Genomic DNA, 17,268 nt, shown 5'->3' on the forward strand with positions numbered 1-17,268 from the left:
AAGACTGCCATGACCGATTTAGGTTGTGGCAGTTTTTTTATAACTTTCAAATTAATATGAGCAGTAACGAAGATTTTTTCAACCATATCCGAAACGGACATGTGGATGCCGTTGAATCCCAGTTGCAGGCCGCCCCCAAACTCTTGGAGACCCAAGATCAAAGAGGCTCTACCCCGCTCTTGCTGGCCGCCTATTACGGCCATGGGGATGTGGTGGAACTCTTATTGGAAAAAGGGGCCAAGGTAGATGCCAAGGACGGGTCCGGCAACACCGCCTTGATGGGGGTCTGTTTCAAGGGTTATGTGGACATTGCAAAGCAATTGATCCAAGCTGGGGCCAATGTGAACCACAAAAATGCCATGGGAGCCACTTGTTTGATCTATGCGGTGACCTTCAATCGGGAAGATATAGCGGAACTGCTTTTGGCACATGGGGCCGATGTCTCCATCAAAGATGCCAAAGGAAAATCCGCTTTGGACCATGCCAAGGAACTGGGCATACAACCATTGGTGAAACTTTTGGAAAACAAATGATGGCCCAAATTCTACGCATAGCACTCATACAGTCACATCTTCATTGGGAGAACCCGGAACAAAACAGAAAAATGTTCGGGGAAAAAATCGATACCATTTCGGAGGATGTGGATTTGGTCGTGCTTCCCGAAATGTTCACCAGTGGGTTCACCATGGAACCAGGGCATATTGACCCATCCGAAGGAAAGAAAACGGTGGAATGGATGCAACGATTGGCCAAACAAAAGAACACGGCCGTAATAGGGAGTATCGTCTTTCAGGAAAATGGAAACCAATTCAATCGCCTTTTCTTTGTGGAACCTAGCGGAAAATACAGTACCTATGATAAAAAACACACCTTCACCTTGGCAGGAGAGGACAAGGTATATGAGGCTGGGAAACAAAAACTGATCGTAGAGTACAGGGGTTTTAAGATCTGCCCGCTGATCTGTTACGATCTTCGCTTTCCGGTCTGGGCCAGAAATGTGGAAGATTATGATGTGCTGATCTATGTGGCCAATTGGCCAAAACCCAGAATAGAGGCTTGGGATACCCTGTTAAAAGCCCGCGCCATTGAGAACATGGCCTACTGCATCGGGGTAAACCGAACCGGTCTGGACGATTTACAACATGAATATCCCGGACATTCGGCCGTTTATGATGAGTTGGGAAAACAGATTGCCTACTCCGATCAAGAGGAAATCCTATATGTCACATTGGACAAGAATCAAATAGAATCTACCCGAAAAAAACTTCGTTTTTTAGAAGATAGGGACAATTTTAGTTGGAAAGAATAAAACTTTCTTCCTTTTCCCAATTGGCCCGAATTTCGATCAAACCCGGATAGTAACTGATGCGTTCAGGCTGTATTTTGTTGAGGTAGCTTCCCGTATCCCATTTCCCGTTTCCGTTCTCGTCAAAAATAACACGGGCCACATAGTTGGACGGCTCAAGGCTGTTGAACTCAAAAACTTGGGGTTCCGTGGCAATGATCTCACGTATCACATCCCCTTTTTCATTGGTCAATTGTACAATCACAGGATAGGTCACACTACCGCCGAGGTTCATGCGAAGAACGCCATAATCCGTTAGGCTACTGGTGGAGAAACTATAGTCAAGTGTATCGTTCTGCATCCCAAAAAAATCGGTAATGGCCCCTGGAAGAAACGAGAAGCGGTATTTTTGGTTGGGTTCCACCTCAAAATCAAAATCTACTTTGTTCCCCAAGGTGTCCAGGGCATGGGTATATGGAATGGGGATGGAATCACTGACCATCAGCCCAAACTTGCTGGTATCGACTTCGGTGATGGGCGTATTGGCGAGCAGGCTAAAAGTGTCTTCCAGATTGAACTTCCCACTGGCAGTGGTGGACACCTTCAGGGAATCCAAAGGCAGTTTTCGGGTCTTTACGGTGAAGGTGTCGATCATTTTCATCTTATCGTTGGCCACCGTAAAAATAATGGAATCCAAGTCGGTGGGGGTCAGCCAATAGTTGAGGGTGTCCTTGCCCCGCTCCTTTTGGATGGTGGTCCTTACGGAATCGGGCAAAACGGTCAATGGTTCGATTTTCATGTCCCTGTGGTCACCCTGAAAGCCAAAGATGACCTTGTTCTTGGCCACATAACTGGGCACGGAAGCAACATAATCGGGGATTTCCTTAAAAAGGCTCAACACGTAGGTGGAGTCTGTGGGTATGGTGATCGTATCTTGTACAAAACCGATCTTGTCCTGCTTCTGGTCAAACATGTTGTTCTTGTTCACATCTTTGAGCGCTATGAGGGCATATTTTCCTGCTTTCAGGTTTTTGAGCTCGAACAACGGAAGACTGTCCCCGGTATTGGAAATATATAGCGGGGGACTTTTGTAGATAGTGGAATCGGAATAGGTGCTGTCCATTTCATAGAGCATCACACTGATGAATTCTTCTGCTTTTCGGTCATAGGCATCCTTTACGGCACCTGAAACGGAAAGGGAATCAATGTAATCACCAGTGGAAAAAACATAGGTCAAAAACCGATTGGGGTTGCCCTCGTTGTTGTCCACGATGCTCTGCCCAAAATTGATGGTATAGGTGGTATTTTCCCGAAGGGTGTCCTTTATGGTCAGTTCGATGTACTTGCTCGGAATACCCTGGGGCATGATCTGTGCCGCATTTTTAAATGGAGGGGAAACCACCAGTTGGTTCTGTACATCTTCCAGTTTGATGAGTTCATCAAAATAAAGCCTGATCTTTTTTGCCTTGAAATTGATGCTGAAGTTTTCAGGCTCCGTGCGCACCAGTTTTGGGGGTGTTATGTCCTTGGGCCCACCGCTCGGGGATCCTCTTTTGGCACATTGCCAAAGCGCCAGAACGATGAAGGCGAAGAAAAGAAAACCCAACACTTTTTTTAAGTACACCATGCCTAAAACCAATGTGGGGCAAAGAAACAACTAATTTGAAAACTGGGGCAAGGGATTCACAAATTTTAACCCTGCTGCACCACGGCCATGCTCAACAGGGAAACTTCCACCTCTTCAAGTTGTAATAGGGCTCTTGTACAGGATTCCATGGTGGAACCCGTGGTGATCACGTCATCAACCAAAAGCACATGCCTGAAATTGGCATTGCAGTCGGGGTTCAGTCGAAAAGCCTCCTTGGAACTTTCCCAACGCAGATGCCTATCTTTTTTGGTCTGCGATGTTATGTTCACGCCCTTTACGAGGATGTCATCCCTATACTCGGCCTGAAGGCTCTCCACTATTTTTTGTGCAAAGAGCGACACTTGGTTGTAGCCCCTTTTTTTCTGTTTTTTAGGGTGCAATGGAACAGGGACCACCACATCTATTTTTTCAAGTCCGGCATCATTTTGTAGATGGGCGCCGCACCAATCTCCCAAAAAGCTTCCGATCTCCTCTTGGTTTTTGTATTTTAACCAATGGATCAAGTTTTTTACCAGCCCATTTTTTGGAAAATAAATGAACGAAGCAGCCTTTTTTATCGGGATTCTTCCATAAAACATACGGTCTACTGCGTTTTCTTCCAGAAAGTTATGATCGGTGAGTGGCACATCATGTCGACAAACTGCACACAAAATGTGTTCTCCCCTAAATAATTGGGCATTACATCCAAAACATGCCCTCGGCAATAGGATGTTGTTAATCTCGTTTATTATCTTAGCCAACCTTTTTGGTGTCAAATCTTATACGCGTTAGAGTAGTCTGTCAACCCATGAACCCCCAAGATAACAATTTCAACTACAAGATTATCTTTGCTGCGCTTGTTGCGGTCATTGTGGGTATTTTGATAGCCTTCTATTACAGTTATGCACAATCCAAGAACCAAATGTCCTTCTTGGAGCAGGAAAAATCCCTTTTGGTGAAGGATCTTACCTTGATGAAGGCCGAAGTGGACCGCTTGTCGGGACTCAATGAGGTGAACGACATCGAACTGCAGACCTCAAGGTTCAAGGTACAGCAATTGTTGGATTCCGTAGGCCGATTGAACTTCAGCATCACCAAATTGAAGGAGACCCGGAAAGAGCTTCTCAAATTGGAGAACCGATTTGACAGTCTAAAGCTCAAGAACAATTTTCTTAGGTATAACAACAGTCTTCTGGCCAACAGGTACGAAGAGACCCGCAAACAGCTTGAGGACTTGAGGGGCAGGGCCAGCAACATGGAGCGGACAGAGTCCCTGCTGCGGGAAACCAACAAGGAACTCACACGGGAACTCAAGATCAAAAGTTATTTGAAACTACAGGACGCCGAGGGAAGTGGTTTCCGATTGAGGGCAGGCAGGCCCATCAAGACCAACAAGGCCTCCACGATTGAAAAATTGCGGGGATGTGTCACCATTTTGAGCGACGCCAATGAAAAAGGCGACATCAAGGTGCTGTACCTCCAATTTTTGGACCCGAACATGGCCGTTATCGAGGACAATGCCAACACTATTTCCGTGAGCGGGAACACCTACAGTAAGAAAGTGGAGATTGTGTACACCGGAAAGGAAATCAGTATTTGCGACGCTATAACCGTCCCCGAAGCATCATTGGTGGAGGGAATCTATACCTTGAATGTGTTTGAGGACGAAAGATTGCTCGCCTCCACTGAATTTCAGTTGAAATAGCGCATTTCTTTTTAGGTAAAATTCTATTTTTGCCCAATGGCAAATCAGGAAGACATTTTTAAGAAGGTAATCTCCCATGCGAAGGAATACGGGTACGTGTTCCAATCCAGTGAGATTTATGATGGACTCAGCGCAGTTTATGACTACGGACAGAACGGGGCCGAGCTAAAGAAAAACATTCGCGAATATTGGTGGAAGGCCATGGTGCAACTCAACGAGAACATCGTGGGCATCGATGCCGCCATTTTTATGCACCCCACCACTTGGAAGGCCTCTGGTCACGTGGATGCCTTCAACGACCCCTTGATCGACAACAAGGATTCCAAAAAAAGATACCGTGCCGACGTTTTGATCGAGGACCATGTGGCCAAGATCGAAGCGAAGATCGATAAAGAAGTGGCCAAGGCAGAAAAGCGTTTTGGTGACAGCTTTGATAAAGAACAATTTTTGTCCACCAACCAGCGTGTCGTGGAATATCAGGCCCAGGCCGATACCATCCTGAAACGCATGGCAAGGTCCTTGGAAAAAGAGGATCTCGCCGATGTGAAGGCCCTGATCGAAGAGTTGGAAATCGTTTGTCCCATTTCCGGTTCCAAGAACTGGACGGATGTAAAACAGTTCAACCTGATGTTCGGCACCAAATTGGGTGCCTCTGCCGATAGTGCCATGGACCTTTACCTTAGGCCGGAGACCGCACAAGGTATTTTTGTCAACTTTTTGAACGTTCAGAAAAGTGGGCGAATGAAGATTCCCTTCGGGATTGCCCAAACAGGGAAAGCCTTCCGTAACGAGATCGTGGCCCGTCAGTTCATTTTCCGTATGCGGGAGTTTGAACAGATGGAAATGCAGTTCTTCATCAAGCCGGGCACCCAAATGGAGTGGTACGAGGCATGGAAGGAAAAACGTATGAAGTGGCACCTTTCTTTAGGTATGGGGGCCGACAATTATCGTTTCCATGACCATGAAAAATTGGCCCACTACGCCGATGCGGCCGCCGATATCGAATTCAAGTTCCCATTCGGGTTCAAGGAGTTGGAGGGAATCCACTCCCGTACAGATTTTGATTTGGGCAATCATGAAAAATATTCCGGTAAAAAACTGCAATACTTCGACCCGGAACTGAACGAAAGCTACGTGCCTTACGTGCTGGAGACCTCCATTGGTCTGGACCGTATGTTCCTGGCCGTGTTCTCCAATTCGTTGCAAGAAGAGGAACTCGAGAACGGTACCACTCGTACCGTTTTGAAAATTCCTGCCGTGTTGGCGCCCAACAAAGTGGCCGTTCTTCCGTTGCTGAAACGGGACGGACTTCCAGAAGTCGCCCAAAAACTGGTGGACGAACTGAAATGGGATTTCAATGTGGACTATGATGAAAAAGATGCCGTGGGTCGTCGTTACCGTCGTCAAGATGCCGCAGGAACGCCATTCTGTGTCACCGTGGACCATCAAACCTTGGAAGATGATACCGTTACCATCCGCCATCGGGATACCATGGAACAAAATCGGGTGAAATTGTCCGAAGTGAAGGACATCATCGCCAAGGAAGTGGACATGCGCTACTGGTTGCAGAAAATATAAAACCAAGTTTTCAACATCTTTCCACTGGTCGACAGACTTTTTCACAAGTGAAATTGAACTGATAGTTTTTTCAGATCAAGTTGAGCTGTCATCCTGAGCGCAGTCGAAGGAGACAGGCCCTGCCGTTATTTGGTTTCCTTTTGTCTTTTGTACAAGAGATAGGAATATATTATGGGAACCAGTGCCAAGATTGTGGTAATGGACATGAAGGTGATAAAATTGGTTTTCTGGTCCAAGATCAGACTAAAAAGTACCACCAAAATACCTCCAACGAACCAGAGTTTGCCCGCCATTTTATGGGTTTCCTTCCAAACGGACTCACTCTCCAGTGTCCAGGGGGTGCGGATGCCGATAAAATAATTGGCCTTTATGGTCTTAAAATAATTTCCCAAAATGATGAAAAGCACACCCATCATCAGCAGGATATAGCTGGGATTGTACCACGATTGGTTCTTCGCCGTGTAGAGGATGACCAGCGCCAGTATGGACATGAAAACGGTCAGCAACAGTTTTAGCGTGTAGTATTTGTTGCCCATTTTGTGCAATTGCTTTTTGGGGTCGATGTAGGGTACCACCAAGAAGATCACGTAGATGAGCAAGGGCAGCATGATGGGAATCATGATGAGTTCCGATTTGTCGCCATAGCGGTCCACTTCGCCCTTGATGTTGTAGTGCAAGGGCACCTGTTCGGGCAGTTGGTTCCATATATAGGCCAGGTACAGAAAGGGGAGCAACACAATGCCGATCAAGGGCAGTTCTTTGGTCAGTTTCATGGTCATTTCTTTAAAGTTAGTATCCAATTGAGCAAATCTTCCAAGATGGTGGTGTTGAGGGAGTATTCCACAAACTGTCCCTTTTTTTCGCTGGTCACCAAGTTGGCCTGGCGCAAAATGTCCAAGTGGTGCGAAATGCTGGGCTTGGAAATATTGAACCGTTCGGCAATCTCCCCTGCGTTCATGTCCCTTTCCTTGAGCAATTCCACGATCTGTCGTCGGGTTTCATCGTTCAGGGCCTTGAAGAGGGAATTCATTTCATTAGTTATTTAGATAAATATCTAAATATTAAATGAGATTTCAAAACAACTTGAATTTTTTTAAACGGTTGACCAAAAGAATTTTAAAATCAACCTTCCCCCACCATCTCCACCAACTTGTTGATGGTGTTCAGGTTTCTGGCCGTCATGGTCACGCCTGGCAAGGCCTTACCCATTTTGTCCACCAATTTGGAACGACCGATGCCTTCCGGCGCGTAGAGGTAAAATACCCTTTCGATTAGGATGTACCGCTCGCTGTCAGCTCTCAAGGAATCCAAAAGTGCCTCATCAAAAATCTTGGGTTCCTTGTCCAGAAAAAAATAATGGATGGTTTTCCCTTGGTCGCTTTCATAGGGACAATTGGCCACGGCACCCATGAGTTCGTCCCTATCCAAAACAAAATGTAGGGCATGAACCCAAACTGCTGCTCTATCAGTTGCCCAATTTTGTCCAGAGGCCTTTGCGGGCTTTCAAAAACCACATTGCCACTTTGGATATAGGTCCTGACATTGGAAAATCCGTTGGATTCCATCAACTGTTTCAGTTCCTTCATGGGGATGATGTGATTTCCACCAACATTGATGCCTCGTAGCAGCGCAATTCAAGTTTTCATAAAATATTTTATTTAAAATTGGAAAAAATGAAAAGATAAAGAATTTTACAGACTCTTCAAGAACGTGTCCGTATCCATGATCTGGGCAAATTCATCCTTCAGGTTGGCCAGTTCGGTGTGGTAGATGAGGTCGGCCCCATACACTTGTCCGTTCACGCCCACTTTGTCAAAGGCCGCAGTGGCATCGGAGATCAAAACAACAGCAAAACCCATATTGGCCGCCATCCGCACCGAAGTGGAGATGCAGTGTTCCACGGTAAGTCCAACCATTACAAGTTCCGAAATACCCATTGCCCTGAGTTGGGCCTCAAGGTCGGTGCCGATAAAGGCACTGTTCACATTTTTGGCAAAAATGGGCTCACCCTCAATGGGTTGCACCAACGGATGTATCGCATTCCCTTTTTTGGAAGGATGCAGGGGAGAATCCGGATTGGTGGAATCGTGCTTCACATGGAACACGGGCCATTGTTTTTCCCGAAAAGCCAACAGGATTTTCTGACAATTCTCCTCGGCCATGGGATTATTGCGCTCTGTGCCATAAAAGGCCATTTCCTGAAGGCCAAGTTGGATATCGATGAGAACAAGTGCCGTCATTGGGTAGTGTTTGGACTTAAAATTACGACAAAAGGAACAGCAATCTGATTTTGAAATAGGACCATTGTTAAATTCAATTTTAAGAAGAAGCCTACAATAGCTATTTTTAGGAAAAATTTGAAAGATGAAGATCGTCTCCTACAATGTGAACGGCATCAGGGCCGCACTCAACAAAGGTTTTGTGGAATGGCTGCAGACTGTAGATCCCGATGTGGTCTGCCTACAGGAAACCAAGGCCATGGTGGACCAAGTGGACACCACTGTTTTTGAAGAAGCGGGATACCCACACCATTATTGGTTCAGTGCCCAAAAGAAGGGATATAGCGGCGTGGCCTTACTTTGTAAGGAACGGCCGGACCATGTGGAATATGGTACAGGAATCGATTATATGGACTTTGAAGGGCGCAACCTGCGTGTGGATTATGGAGACCTATCCATCATGAGCATGTATTTGCCCTCGGGGACCAACCTGGCCCGGTTGGACCATAAGCTGATGTACATGGCCGATTTTCAAAAATATGCCGATGAACTTCGGAAAGAGCGTCCCAACCTGATTGTGTGCGGGGACTACAACATCTGTCACGAGGCCATCGACATCCACGACCCCGTTCGGAACAAGAATGTTTCCGGCTTTCTGCCCGTGGAGCGGGAATGGATAGGCAGTTTTATCAACAGTGGGTTTATTGACAGCTTCCGACATTTCAACAAAGAGCCCGACAATTATACCTGGTGGAGCTATAGGGCCAATGCCAGGGCCAATAACAAGGGTTGGCGTTTGGACTACGGCATGGTGGCAGAGCCCTTGGAAAATAGGTTGAAACGTTCGGTGATTCTGTCCGAGGCCATGCACAGTGACCATTGCCCCATTCTGTTGGAAGTGGAAAGATAACCTTGGCTTAAAGGTCAATATTTTGGTTTAGTTACCTTTGACCGTCCTAATTTTGATATGATGAAATATACCAGAATCCCACATACCGACATCCGAATAAGCAAAATATGCCTCGGCACCATGACCTGGGGCAGGCAGAACACCGAGGAAGAGGCCCATGAACAGATGGATTATGCCTTGGACCAAGGCGTGAATTTTTTTGATACGGCGGAACTGTATCCCATTCCCGCAAAGAAGGAACTTTATGCGGTGACCGAGGAATTTATCGGGAACTGGTTCAAAAAGACAGGGAACAGGGACAAAGTGGTATTGGGATCCAAAATTGCGGGGAAAGGACATGCCGCTACACACATCAGAAATACCGGGTTCAGCAAGGAATCCATCATAAGTGCAGTGGAGGGAAGTTTGCAGCGGCTCCAAACAGATTATATCGACCTGTACCAACTGCACTGGCCCGAACGGAACACCAATTATTTTGGGCAAAGGGGATTCAATGCCCATATCATTGATGGTTGGGAGGACAATATCCACCAAGTCCTGGAAACCCTTCGCGACCTGATCGCCGAAGGAAAGATCAGGCACGTGGGGCTTTCCAACGAAACCCCTTGGGGAACCATGCGGTTTTTGGAGGAGAGCAAAGTACACCGGACCCTCCCACGGATGTTGACCATCCAAAATCCTTACAACCTTTTGAACCGTTTGTTCGAGGTAGGGCTTTCCGAAATATCGACCCGTGAAAAAATAGGGCTGTTGGCCTATTCGCCCATGGCATTTGGGGTACTCAGTGGAAAATATTTGACAGAGATCCCCCCAAGAAAGGCCAGGGTCTCCCTTTTCCCCAATTACAACAGGTACAGTGGGGAAACGGCCACCCAAGCCACGGAGAAATATGCCCAATTGGCCCAAGAACATGGGTTGAGCTTGGCGCAGATGTCGTTGGCCTTTGTGAATACGCGCCCTTTTTTAACGAGCAATATTATTGGTGCGACGACCATGGAACAGTTGGAGGAAAACATCGAAAGCATTGATGTGGACCTTTCGGATGAGGTGTTGGAAGGAATCGAGGCCATCCATAATGCTATTCCGAATCCGGCTCCTTAATCTAAAGCATAGGCCCGGTATTCATCCCCGGAGGCCGTTCCCATTTTGCCACCACCACAGGCAATGACAATGTATTGCTTACCATCAATTTCATAGGTGATGGGCGTGGCGTATCCTCCTGCTGGCAATTGGTCTTCCCATAACATTTTACCAGTTCGCATGCTAAAGGCCCGTATTTTTTCATCCTTGGTGGCAGCAATGAAAAGCACTCCACCTTTGGTGACCACGGGTCCGCCGTAATTTTCAAGCCCGGAAACAGGCACATTGGGGTCGTTCAGACTTTCCTCATGGCCCAAAGGGACTTTCCAAAGAAATTCCCCTGTGTTCAGGTCGATGGCGTTCAAGGTGCCCCAAGGTGGTTTGACCACAGGATAACCTCTATCATCCTTGAAACGGGCAAAACTGGCCACAGAATAGGGCACATCGATTTTGATCTTTTCCACCCGATGGTCCTTTGCTTCTTCCATATCGGTCAAAAACTCGGTAATCGCATCAATTTCAGCTTCGGAAAGATTGGGCATGCCGGGCATGGCACCCCTTCCTTTTTGAATGATGGTCTTGATGGAATCGGGCTGCAAGCGCAATTTCACCTTTTGGAGTTCTGGAATTCCAGCAAGTCCCTCCAGCGCTCCGCCATGGCAACGCGCACAATGGATCTGGGCCAAGGATTGTCCCATACTCGAACCACCATCTCCGCCCACTTCCTTCATTCTGATGATCCAAGCCATTTCATTGCCGTTCACGTACATGATACCGTTTCTTGGGTCGATGGCGGCACCGCCCCATTCTGCACCTCCATCAGCTCCTGGATATAAAAGAACCCCCGTAGTGTCCATCGGAACAAATTGCCCATTGGAAGTGATGGATTTGAATTTTTCAAGAACGATTGGCGCATCATGATTTGTATTGCCCTTTACCAAATCATCCACAAAAGCTTTTTCGTTGGGGGCATACAAATCATTTTCAGTTAAAATTTGACGTGCAAAGGGTTCCGGTTTCAAGGGAAGTGGTTGTGTGGGATAGGCTTTTTCGCCAATAAGTTTGGAACTCGGATAGGCTTTTTCCTCAATGGGAAACAGTGGCTCCCCCGTTTCCCGATTGAACACAAAAACGTGTCCACTTTTGGTCACTTGTGCCACGGCAGGAATGGTTTTTCCGTCTCTTTTCACTTCCAATAAGTTGGGTGGGGCTGGTGGGTCGCGGTCCCAAATGTCGTGGTGCACCATTTGAAAATGCCAGATGCGCTCCCCAGTTTTGGCGTTAAGTGCCAAAAGGGAATTGGCAAATAAATTGGCCCCTTCCCGATCTCCTCCATACCAATCAAAGGCCGCCGACCCCGTAGGAATATAAACGATGCCCCTTTCGTTGTCCAAGGCCATCCCTGGCCAATTATTGGCACCCCCGACCGTTTTGTAGGCTTCGGCGGGCCAAGTATCGTGCCCGAATTCGCCGGGTTGTGGAATGGTGTGGAAGGGCCATACAATCTTTCCCGTGAGCACATCGTAGGCCCGAATATGCCCAGGTGAAGCGCCAGGTCCTTCCCCAACACGGGTGCCCTGGATCAATATATTTTCAAAAATGGCCCCAGGGGTATTGGAAACCACGGATTGTTTTTCGGGATCCCGGCCCAGGCCATCCCGTAGGTCGATACTGCCATTATTTCCAAAGGAAAGAATCGGTTTACCTGTTTCTATGTCAATGGCGTAGAGACGAGGTCCCGAACTGAAAAAGATACGGCTGGGTCCATCGCCGTTCGATTTCCAGTAATTCAACCCTCGGTTCATGCCCAATCCCGACTCGTCTTTGGTAACGGGTTTGAATTTCCAGATTTCCTTGCCCGTAGCCGCATCAATGGCAAAGAGTTCAATGGCGGCATTTACCCCATAAAGCACATTGCCGATCATCAACGGGCTGGTCTGGATTTGGGTGGTCCTTCCTTCATGAAGCCCACCACTTTTATAGCTCCAGGCCAATTTTAATTGACCAACGTTGGCAGTATCGATTTGGTCGAGATTGGAGTAGTGGGTGCGTTCGGGATCACCTAAATAATGTTCCCAAGTAGTAAAATAGTCTTTGTCGGAAGATGTTGTTTTTTCATTGGAACAGGAAGCCAATACGGCAACCCACAGGAAAAGTAAAAATCGTTTCATGTGCAAGGGAAGGTTTCCTAAATATAGGTTTTAAAAAGCAAGGATATAGAAAAGCAGCTTAAAAAAGGAAGTGCACCACATCCTCGATTTTGGAAACCTTGCGGATTTGGATGCCCGTGTTCTTCAGACCGATTTTATTGTTTTTGGAAACAAAAATGGTGGAGAAGCCCAGTTTTTCAGCCTCCAAAATGCGTTGGTCCACCCGCTGTACCGGACGGATTTCCCCGGCGAGGCCCACTTCCGCAGCAAAACAGATGCCCTTTTCAATGGAGATGTCCGCATTGCTCGACAATATGGCGGCCATAACGGCAAGGTCGATGGCAGGATCATCCACCGAAATGCCCCCGGTGATGTTCAAAAAGACATCCTTGGCGGCCAATTTAAATCCTGCCCGTTTCTCGAGAACGGCCAAGAGCATGTTCAAGCGTTTGGCATTGAACCCGGTTGCGGAACGCTGCGGTGTGCCATAAACGGCAGTACTAACCAAGGCTTGGATTTCAATCAGCAAAGGGCGCATGCCTTCGACGGTGGCGGCTATGGCAGTACCGCTGAGGTCATCCTCATTTTTGGAGATCAATACTTCGGATGGGTTGTTCACTTCGCGGAGCCCACTGCCCTGCATTTCGTAAATACCCAATTCGGCAGTGGAGCCGAATCGGTTTTTTAGTGAACGAAGAATGCGGTACACATAATTACGGTCACCTTCAAACTGAAGTACTGTATCTACCATGTGTTCCAAAATTTTGGGGCCGGCTATGGTCCCGTCTTTGGTGATGTGGCCCACCAAAATTACGGGAGTGTGACTTTCCTTGGCAAATTTGATGAGTTCCGCGGCACATTCACGGATTTGTGAAATGCTTCCGGCAGCGGATTCGATATAATCGGTGTGCAAGGTCTGTATGGAATCGATAACCACCAGATCGGGTTCCAAGGCAGCAATCTGCTGAAAGATGTTCTGGGTCTTTGTCTCGGTGAGGATGTAGCAATTGTCACTGCTGGGCAGAATCCGGTCCGCCCGCATCTTGATCTGCCGTTGGCTTTCCTCTCCCGAAACATATAATGTTTTATAAGGCAGTTTTAGGGCAATCTGAAGCAAGAGGGTGCTTTTTCCAATCCCAGGCTCTCCTCCCAACAAAGTAAGGGAGCCTGGGACCAATCCCCCGCCCAGAACGCGGTTGAACTCTTGATCCAATGTGTCCAATCGAAGCTCTTTCTCATGGGTGATCTCAGAAACGCGAAGGGGTTTGCTGGCCTGTTTGACCGAGGTCGTGTCCGTTTTCCAACTTCTTTTTTCTTCCTTCTGTACCACCTCTTCCACAACGGTGTTCCATTCCTTGCAGGAGGAACATTGGCCTACCCATTTGGCATATTGGGTGCCGCAGTTTTGGCAAAAAAAAGCAGTTTTCGTCTTGGCCATTTCCTATTTTTCTGGATTCGGCTAAGATACAAAGTCTCTTTTATCACATGGGGATAAGTGAAAAATCATTTGGTCAATTCTTCGTATGTTGGGGCCGGAAAAAGCTCAAGGCTATCTTCGTCGTTGAGTTCCTCGGCAGTCCCGATATCCAGTGTATCCTCCAGAGCACTTTCCCAATCGCCATCGTACTCGCTCAGAATTTGGTCTATGTAATGATCCGTTTCGCTCCCTTCGCCATCCCATTCGTCAAAATCGCTTTTTTCAGGTAGCACATAATAATCATTGCATGGGACGATGATTCCTTGCTTGTATAGCTCATAGGCATCTTCAATAGGGAGGAACCTTAATTTTTCATCCAACATTTTTTGGGCAAACTGTTCTTTTAAGTCCATAATTGTTCTTGTTTGGGATTGTTCATAATGGTTTGATCTGAATCTACACGATCAATTTGTTAATTCTAAAGAATGAGTGAACGAAAGCCGTTGAGGTTATTGACTTTCCCTAATCTTTTGTGCTATCCTATTGGGCCAGTAGAATTATCAGAGGTCATAGGAGTTGTATGACTCTTTTCAAATTCAGTCCAATAAGATGTCGATGAGGTTGTGTATGCGATGTGCTAAATGTAGATTATTTTTTAAATCCATTTATACAAGAGTGCAAAAAAAACTGGACAAGGATTGTTCACGGGTGTCACTCATCTATAATTTATTCTTCGGAACAGGTATAAGCCCTCCATAAAACTTAAAAATTTGTTAAAAAACCATAGTGCTGTTTTGATCTTAAATATTTTGGCAGCACCTAAATCCTTAAAAATTAACCAAATGAATGCAATCCCAGTTGCGCATTCGTCAGACGAAACTATTGTGGTTCCTCACAACAGTAGCGGGCAAATTGATCCGTATGAATTTCCCTTTCAGGCAGAACTCGCAAAAAAACTTAGAATTTTATTTAATCATCTCAGCAATTTTCTGAGAACACCCAAACCCTTAAAACTTAACCAAATGAATGCAATCCAAATCGCGTACTCGCCAGACGAGACCATCGTGGCCTTAGGCCATAAACAAGGACGAATCGACCTGCATGAGGTCAGCAAAAAGTCCAAAGGCAAACCGGAAAAATCAATCTGTACCATCAATCGTCACGAAGAGGCCATTGTCCATTTGCGCATTACTTCGGATGGCCATGTCATTTCTGTCGATGAAGATGGTAAATGGGCCTATCATTCGATTTCCGGGGAACTCGTCCGCAAGGGAAAGTCAAAGATGTCCTGCGTTTTGGCCCACTCGGATGTAAAGGGTAAGGTCATTTATATGGGGAGTGTGACTGATGATGGCGTTGAGCTTGTGAAAATCGATATCAGTTCCGGGAACAAGGTCCATGCCCCAAAAGAGGCTACGCATGGCATAGAGCCGGAATTTGTCGATTGGGGCTGCAGACCTATCGCCTTGGATGAAAACAGGGCGGCATTCTACATCCAGTTGGCAACGCAGCAATTGATCATCGTTGATTTTGAAAAACAGACCTTTGAAACCATTCCGTTGAAGTACAGACAACTGACCCCAGAGAACTTGGTCTCCGATCCGATCATAGACATCAGTACTACATTGGATATTGGGGTCCGGTTGGACGATCACCCACTGCAAAAAAATGAAGATGGGGATTACCAGCTTTCGGCTGAAGTATTCCGGTTGAGCACTGGGGAACGGCAATATAGCATTCCCTGCGATGCCATACCCAAAGACCATGTGGACCCTGTCCTTATCGATGGAGACCAAGGATCTGAAGAATATAGGGAAGTACGTGACAATTTTGCAAAACGACTTACGAACATACGCATAGAAGAAAATGGCAAGAGGGTTTGGCTGTCCGCAAGATTTCACAAACCAGGAGTCCTGTGTTTTGATCTGGAAGCGAAGAAACATGTGGGAATGGTTTTTTCAGGCAATGAACCGGAACCAAAGACATTCAATCTGGATAATGCGTTTGAATTGGACCAAACCTTTAAGGTGTTGGGAGTGAGCCCATCGGGAAGTTATATTGGTTTTGGCCTCCCAAACAACTGGGCCAATCCTGATTTTGGCGATACATTCAAAGTGATAGAACTGGAGAGTGACCAAAAGCGATCCAAAAATGGTGGAAAACAACCGCAACATATGAAAAAGGCTTTTCTGGTAAGTGATGAGTGGGCGGTGGTCAATTCGGGGTCAGAGTGTTTTTTGATAGATATTCACACAGGCGAAACACTAAAACATTTCAGAACAGAATACTTGACGATAAAGAATGGCGCCCTATCGCCCGACAAAAAACATATTGCTTTGGGTTGTGAGGGGGAATGCGGATTTTTGTGGAACCTGGAAAGTGGGGAGGTGAGCGAGCTCTACTATCTGACCATCGGCGGTCCGGTGCTGGGCTGGTTGGATGACAAAAGGGTAGTTTTTACTTCCGGCCAAGGTGGTATCATAGAGGTGGATATAAAATTGTTCAAGGAAGAGGGATATGAAGACTCGGGGCATTATGGATTGAAGCTCGACGGGGATGATGAATTGGAAGATCATGAAATCATGGAAATGCAGGTTGATGCTTCCACAAGTGATATGTTCTCTTTAGAGGACAAAAGTATGGTACTGGAGATATTGGGTTATATTGGAGGAGGGGTCGGAGAAAAATTTTGGTTCAATAAGTATGTTTTTAAAGGTTCCAAGATCAAAACAGGTTCCATAAAGGCAAAATGGGATGGCTCTTATGAACCTGTTGATTTGATGGCTTGTGGCAATAAGGCAATCGTAAAGGGAGAGAAAAATGTGTTCGTCTATGAAGCCAAAACCGGTGAGAGGTTGAACCACTTTGTTTTGGATAAAAAGCAAGACCAGTTTTTTGTGAACATGGAAAAAAATAAGGCCTACATCTATACGGATATGAGCAGCCTTTGTGAACTTGATGTGGAAAACAGCAATAGAAAAACCATTCTGGACATGCCAAGAGTGAAAGGGTTTTCCATTACCAAGAACATCCTATTGGCCCAAAAAGAAGACCATACCATTGAAGTGATGGATGTGGGCTCAGGAAAAAGTTTGGTGAAGGCTGCTGTCGTAAAAGGAAAAGAGAACAGTCTGGTGGTCGAAAAAATAGGATGATGGCCAGAATAGAACACTGACAACGTATTATTCGATTCCGAGAAACACGAAAAAGGGTGGACTTTATCCAAGGCCCCCCCTTTTTTATGGATTTTTCAAATTGTTGAATTGTACTAGCCACTACTTAACCTGACAGTTGTGG

At 46.4% G+C, this 17,268-nt stretch carries 16 protein-coding genes and 1 pseudogene; 7 read left to right on the forward strand and 10 right to left on the reverse strand.

The window, feature by feature from the left end; translation table 11 throughout:
- Positions 1 to 56 precede the first annotated feature (56 nt).
- The gene (locus tag FOT42_RS05010; protein WP_151889487.1) at positions 57 to 533 is read left to right on the forward strand and encodes an ankyrin repeat domain-containing protein; all 477 of its coding nucleotides are present in this window, start codon (positions 57 to 59) and stop codon (positions 531 to 533) included.
- The gene (locus tag FOT42_RS05015) at positions 533 to 1,309 is read left to right on the forward strand and encodes an amidohydrolase (RefSeq protein ID WP_151889716.1); all 777 of its coding nucleotides are present in this window, start codon (positions 533 to 535) and stop codon (positions 1,307 to 1,309) included. Before FOT42_RS05010 ends, FOT42_RS05015 begins: the two co-directional genes overlap by 1 nt.
- On the opposite strand, the gene FOT42_RS05020 is transcribed toward FOT42_RS05015, so the two are convergent.
- Entirely contained in the window at positions 1,293 to 2,912 is a 1,620-nt protein-coding gene (locus FOT42_RS05020) for an Ig-like domain-containing domain (RefSeq protein ID WP_151889488.1), read from the reverse strand. The two genes, FOT42_RS05015 and FOT42_RS05020, sit on opposite strands and share 17 nt — an antisense overlap.
- 65 nt (positions 2,913 to 2,977) lie before the next feature.
- Positions 2,978 to 3,511 (reverse strand): ComF family protein, encoded by a 534-nt coding sequence (locus FOT42_RS05025; RefSeq protein WP_226789806.1) that lies wholly within the window; start codon positions 3,509 to 3,511, stop codon positions 2,978 to 2,980.
- 209 nt (positions 3,512 to 3,720) lie between these two features.
- Between FOT42_RS05025 and FOT42_RS05030 the strand changes: the two genes are divergently transcribed.
- Both FOT42_RS05030 and FOT42_RS05035 read left to right on the forward strand, forming a co-directional pair.
- Complete coding sequence (locus FOT42_RS05030; protein WP_151889490.1) at positions 3,721 to 4,617, forward strand: hypothetical protein; 897 nt, start codon at positions 3,721 to 3,723, stop codon at positions 4,615 to 4,617.
- A 36-nt stretch (positions 4,618 to 4,653) separates the two neighbouring features.
- A complete protein-coding gene (locus tag FOT42_RS05035; protein ID WP_151889491.1) occupies positions 4,654 to 6,195 on the forward strand; it encodes a glycine--tRNA ligase in 1,542 nt (513 codons plus the stop codon).
- Positions 6,196 to 6,320: 125 nt separating this feature from the next.
- Here FOT42_RS05035 and FOT42_RS05040 read toward each other — a convergent pair whose 3' ends face one another.
- The 5 genes and pseudogenes from FOT42_RS05040 to FOT42_RS05060 all read right to left on the reverse strand — a co-directional run bounded on the left by FOT42_RS05040 (position 6,321) and on the right by FOT42_RS05060 (position 8,435).
- Positions 6,321 to 6,968 (reverse strand): SdpI family protein, encoded by a 648-nt coding sequence (locus tag FOT42_RS05040; RefSeq protein WP_151889492.1) that lies wholly within the window; start codon positions 6,966 to 6,968, stop codon positions 6,321 to 6,323.
- A 2-nt stretch (positions 6,969 to 6,970) separates the two neighbouring features.
- Positions 6,971 to 7,225 carry an autorepressor SdpR family transcription factor gene (locus tag FOT42_RS05045; RefSeq protein WP_072876099.1) on the reverse strand — a complete coding sequence of 85 codons (255 nt, stop codon included), beginning with the start codon at positions 7,223 to 7,225 and terminating at the stop codon, positions 6,971 to 6,973.
- Positions 7,226 to 7,317: 92 nt separating this feature from the next.
- Entirely contained in the window at positions 7,318 to 7,623 is a 306-nt protein-coding gene (locus FOT42_RS18265) for a hypothetical protein (protein WP_226789807.1), read from the reverse strand.
- A 32-nt stretch (positions 7,624 to 7,655) separates the two neighbouring features.
- Positions 7,656 to 7,829 (reverse strand): annotated as a pseudogene (locus tag FOT42_RS18470) (DUF1697 domain-containing protein); the annotation flags it as partial.
- Between the two features lie 57 nt (positions 7,830 to 7,886).
- Positions 7,887 to 8,435: a cysteine hydrolase family protein gene (locus tag FOT42_RS05060; RefSeq protein WP_151889494.1), complete on the reverse strand. Its 549-nt coding sequence runs from the start codon at positions 8,433 to 8,435 to the stop codon at positions 7,887 to 7,889.
- Positions 8,436 to 8,559: 124 nt separating this feature from the next.
- Here FOT42_RS05060 and FOT42_RS05065 point away from each other — a divergent pair, with 124 nt between their 5' ends.
- Complete coding sequence (locus FOT42_RS05065) at positions 8,560 to 9,324, forward strand: exodeoxyribonuclease III (protein ID WP_151889495.1); 765 nt, start codon at positions 8,560 to 8,562, stop codon at positions 9,322 to 9,324.
- A 60-nt stretch (positions 9,325 to 9,384) separates the two neighbouring features.
- On the forward strand, positions 9,385 to 10,425 hold the full coding sequence (locus tag FOT42_RS05070; protein ID WP_151889496.1) for an aldo/keto reductase: 1,041 nt from the start codon (positions 9,385 to 9,387) through the stop codon (positions 10,423 to 10,425).
- On the opposite strand, the gene FOT42_RS05075 is transcribed toward FOT42_RS05070, so the two are convergent.
- The 3 genes from FOT42_RS05075 to FOT42_RS05085 all read right to left on the reverse strand — a co-directional run bounded on the left by FOT42_RS05075 (position 10,422) and on the right by FOT42_RS05085 (position 14,384).
- Positions 10,422 to 12,575 (reverse strand): outer membrane protein assembly factor BamB family protein, encoded by a 2,154-nt coding sequence (locus FOT42_RS05075; protein ID WP_151889497.1) that lies wholly within the window; start codon positions 12,573 to 12,575, stop codon positions 10,422 to 10,424. The genes FOT42_RS05070 and FOT42_RS05075 overlap by 4 nt on opposite strands.
- Before the next feature lie 58 nt (positions 12,576 to 12,633).
- Positions 12,634 to 13,992 (reverse strand): DNA repair protein RadA, encoded by a 1,359-nt coding sequence (gene radA, locus FOT42_RS05080; protein WP_151889498.1) that lies wholly within the window; start codon positions 13,990 to 13,992, stop codon positions 12,634 to 12,636.
- A gap of 65 nt (positions 13,993 to 14,057) precedes the next feature.
- Positions 14,058 to 14,384 carry a hypothetical protein gene (locus FOT42_RS05085; protein WP_151889499.1) on the reverse strand — a complete coding sequence of 109 codons (327 nt, stop codon included), beginning with the start codon at positions 14,382 to 14,384 and terminating at the stop codon, positions 14,058 to 14,060.
- A 609-nt stretch (positions 14,385 to 14,993) separates the two neighbouring features.
- On the opposite strand from FOT42_RS05085, the gene FOT42_RS05090 reads away from it, so the two are divergent.
- Positions 14,994 to 17,126 (forward strand): hypothetical protein, encoded by a 2,133-nt coding sequence (locus FOT42_RS05090; protein WP_151889500.1) that lies wholly within the window; start codon positions 14,994 to 14,996, stop codon positions 17,124 to 17,126.
- The last annotated feature ends 142 nt before the right edge of the window (positions 17,127 to 17,268 follow it).

It is taken from the genome of Flagellimonas hadalis (assembly GCF_007785775.2).
Taxonomy (GTDB): Bacteria; Bacteroidota; Bacteroidia; order Flavobacteriales; family Flavobacteriaceae; genus Flagellimonas; species Flagellimonas hadalis.

Bases quoted from the DNA above. Each gene is read 5' to 3' on its own strand.
- FOT42_RS05010 (WP_151889487.1), top strand. From the start codon at position 57: ATGAGCAGTAACGAAGATTTTTTCAACCATATCCGAAACGGACATGTG.
- FOT42_RS05015 (WP_151889716.1), top strand. From the start codon at position 533: ATGGCCCAAATTCTACGCATAGCACTCATACAGTCACATCTTCATTGG.
- FOT42_RS05020 (WP_151889488.1), bottom strand. From the start codon at position 2,912: ATGGTGTACTTAAAAAAAGTGTTGGGTTTTCTTTTCTTCGCCTTCATC.
- FOT42_RS05025 (WP_226789806.1), bottom strand. From the start codon at position 3,511: ATGTTTTATGGAAGAATCCCGATAAAAAAGGCTGCTTCGTTCATTTAT.
- FOT42_RS05030 (WP_151889490.1), top strand. From the start codon at position 3,721: ATGAACCCCCAAGATAACAATTTCAACTACAAGATTATCTTTGCTGCG.
- FOT42_RS05035 (WP_151889491.1), top strand. From the start codon at position 4,654: ATGGCAAATCAGGAAGACATTTTTAAGAAGGTAATCTCCCATGCGAAG.
- FOT42_RS05040 (WP_151889492.1), bottom strand. From the start codon at position 6,968: ATGAAACTGACCAAAGAACTGCCCTTGATCGGCATTGTGTTGCTCCCC.
- FOT42_RS05045 (WP_072876099.1), bottom strand. From the start codon at position 7,225: ATGAATTCCCTCTTCAAGGCCCTGAACGATGAAACCCGACGACAGATC.
- FOT42_RS05060 (WP_151889494.1), bottom strand. From the start codon at position 8,435: ATGACGGCACTTGTTCTCATCGATATCCAACTTGGCCTTCAGGAAATG.
- FOT42_RS05065 (WP_151889495.1), top strand. From the start codon at position 8,560: ATGAAGATCGTCTCCTACAATGTGAACGGCATCAGGGCCGCACTCAAC.
- FOT42_RS05070 (WP_151889496.1), top strand. From the start codon at position 9,385: ATGAAATATACCAGAATCCCACATACCGACATCCGAATAAGCAAAATA.
- FOT42_RS05075 (WP_151889497.1), bottom strand. From the start codon at position 12,575: ATGAAACGATTTTTACTTTTCCTGTGGGTTGCCGTATTGGCTTCCTGT.
- radA (WP_151889498.1), bottom strand. From the start codon at position 13,992: ATGGCCAAGACGAAAACTGCTTTTTTTTGCCAAAACTGCGGCACCCAA.
- FOT42_RS05085 (WP_151889499.1), bottom strand. From the start codon at position 14,384: ATGGACTTAAAAGAACAGTTTGCCCAAAAAATGTTGGATGAAAAATTA.
- FOT42_RS05090 (WP_151889500.1), top strand. From the start codon at position 14,994: ATGAATGCAATCCAAATCGCGTACTCGCCAGACGAGACCATCGTGGCC.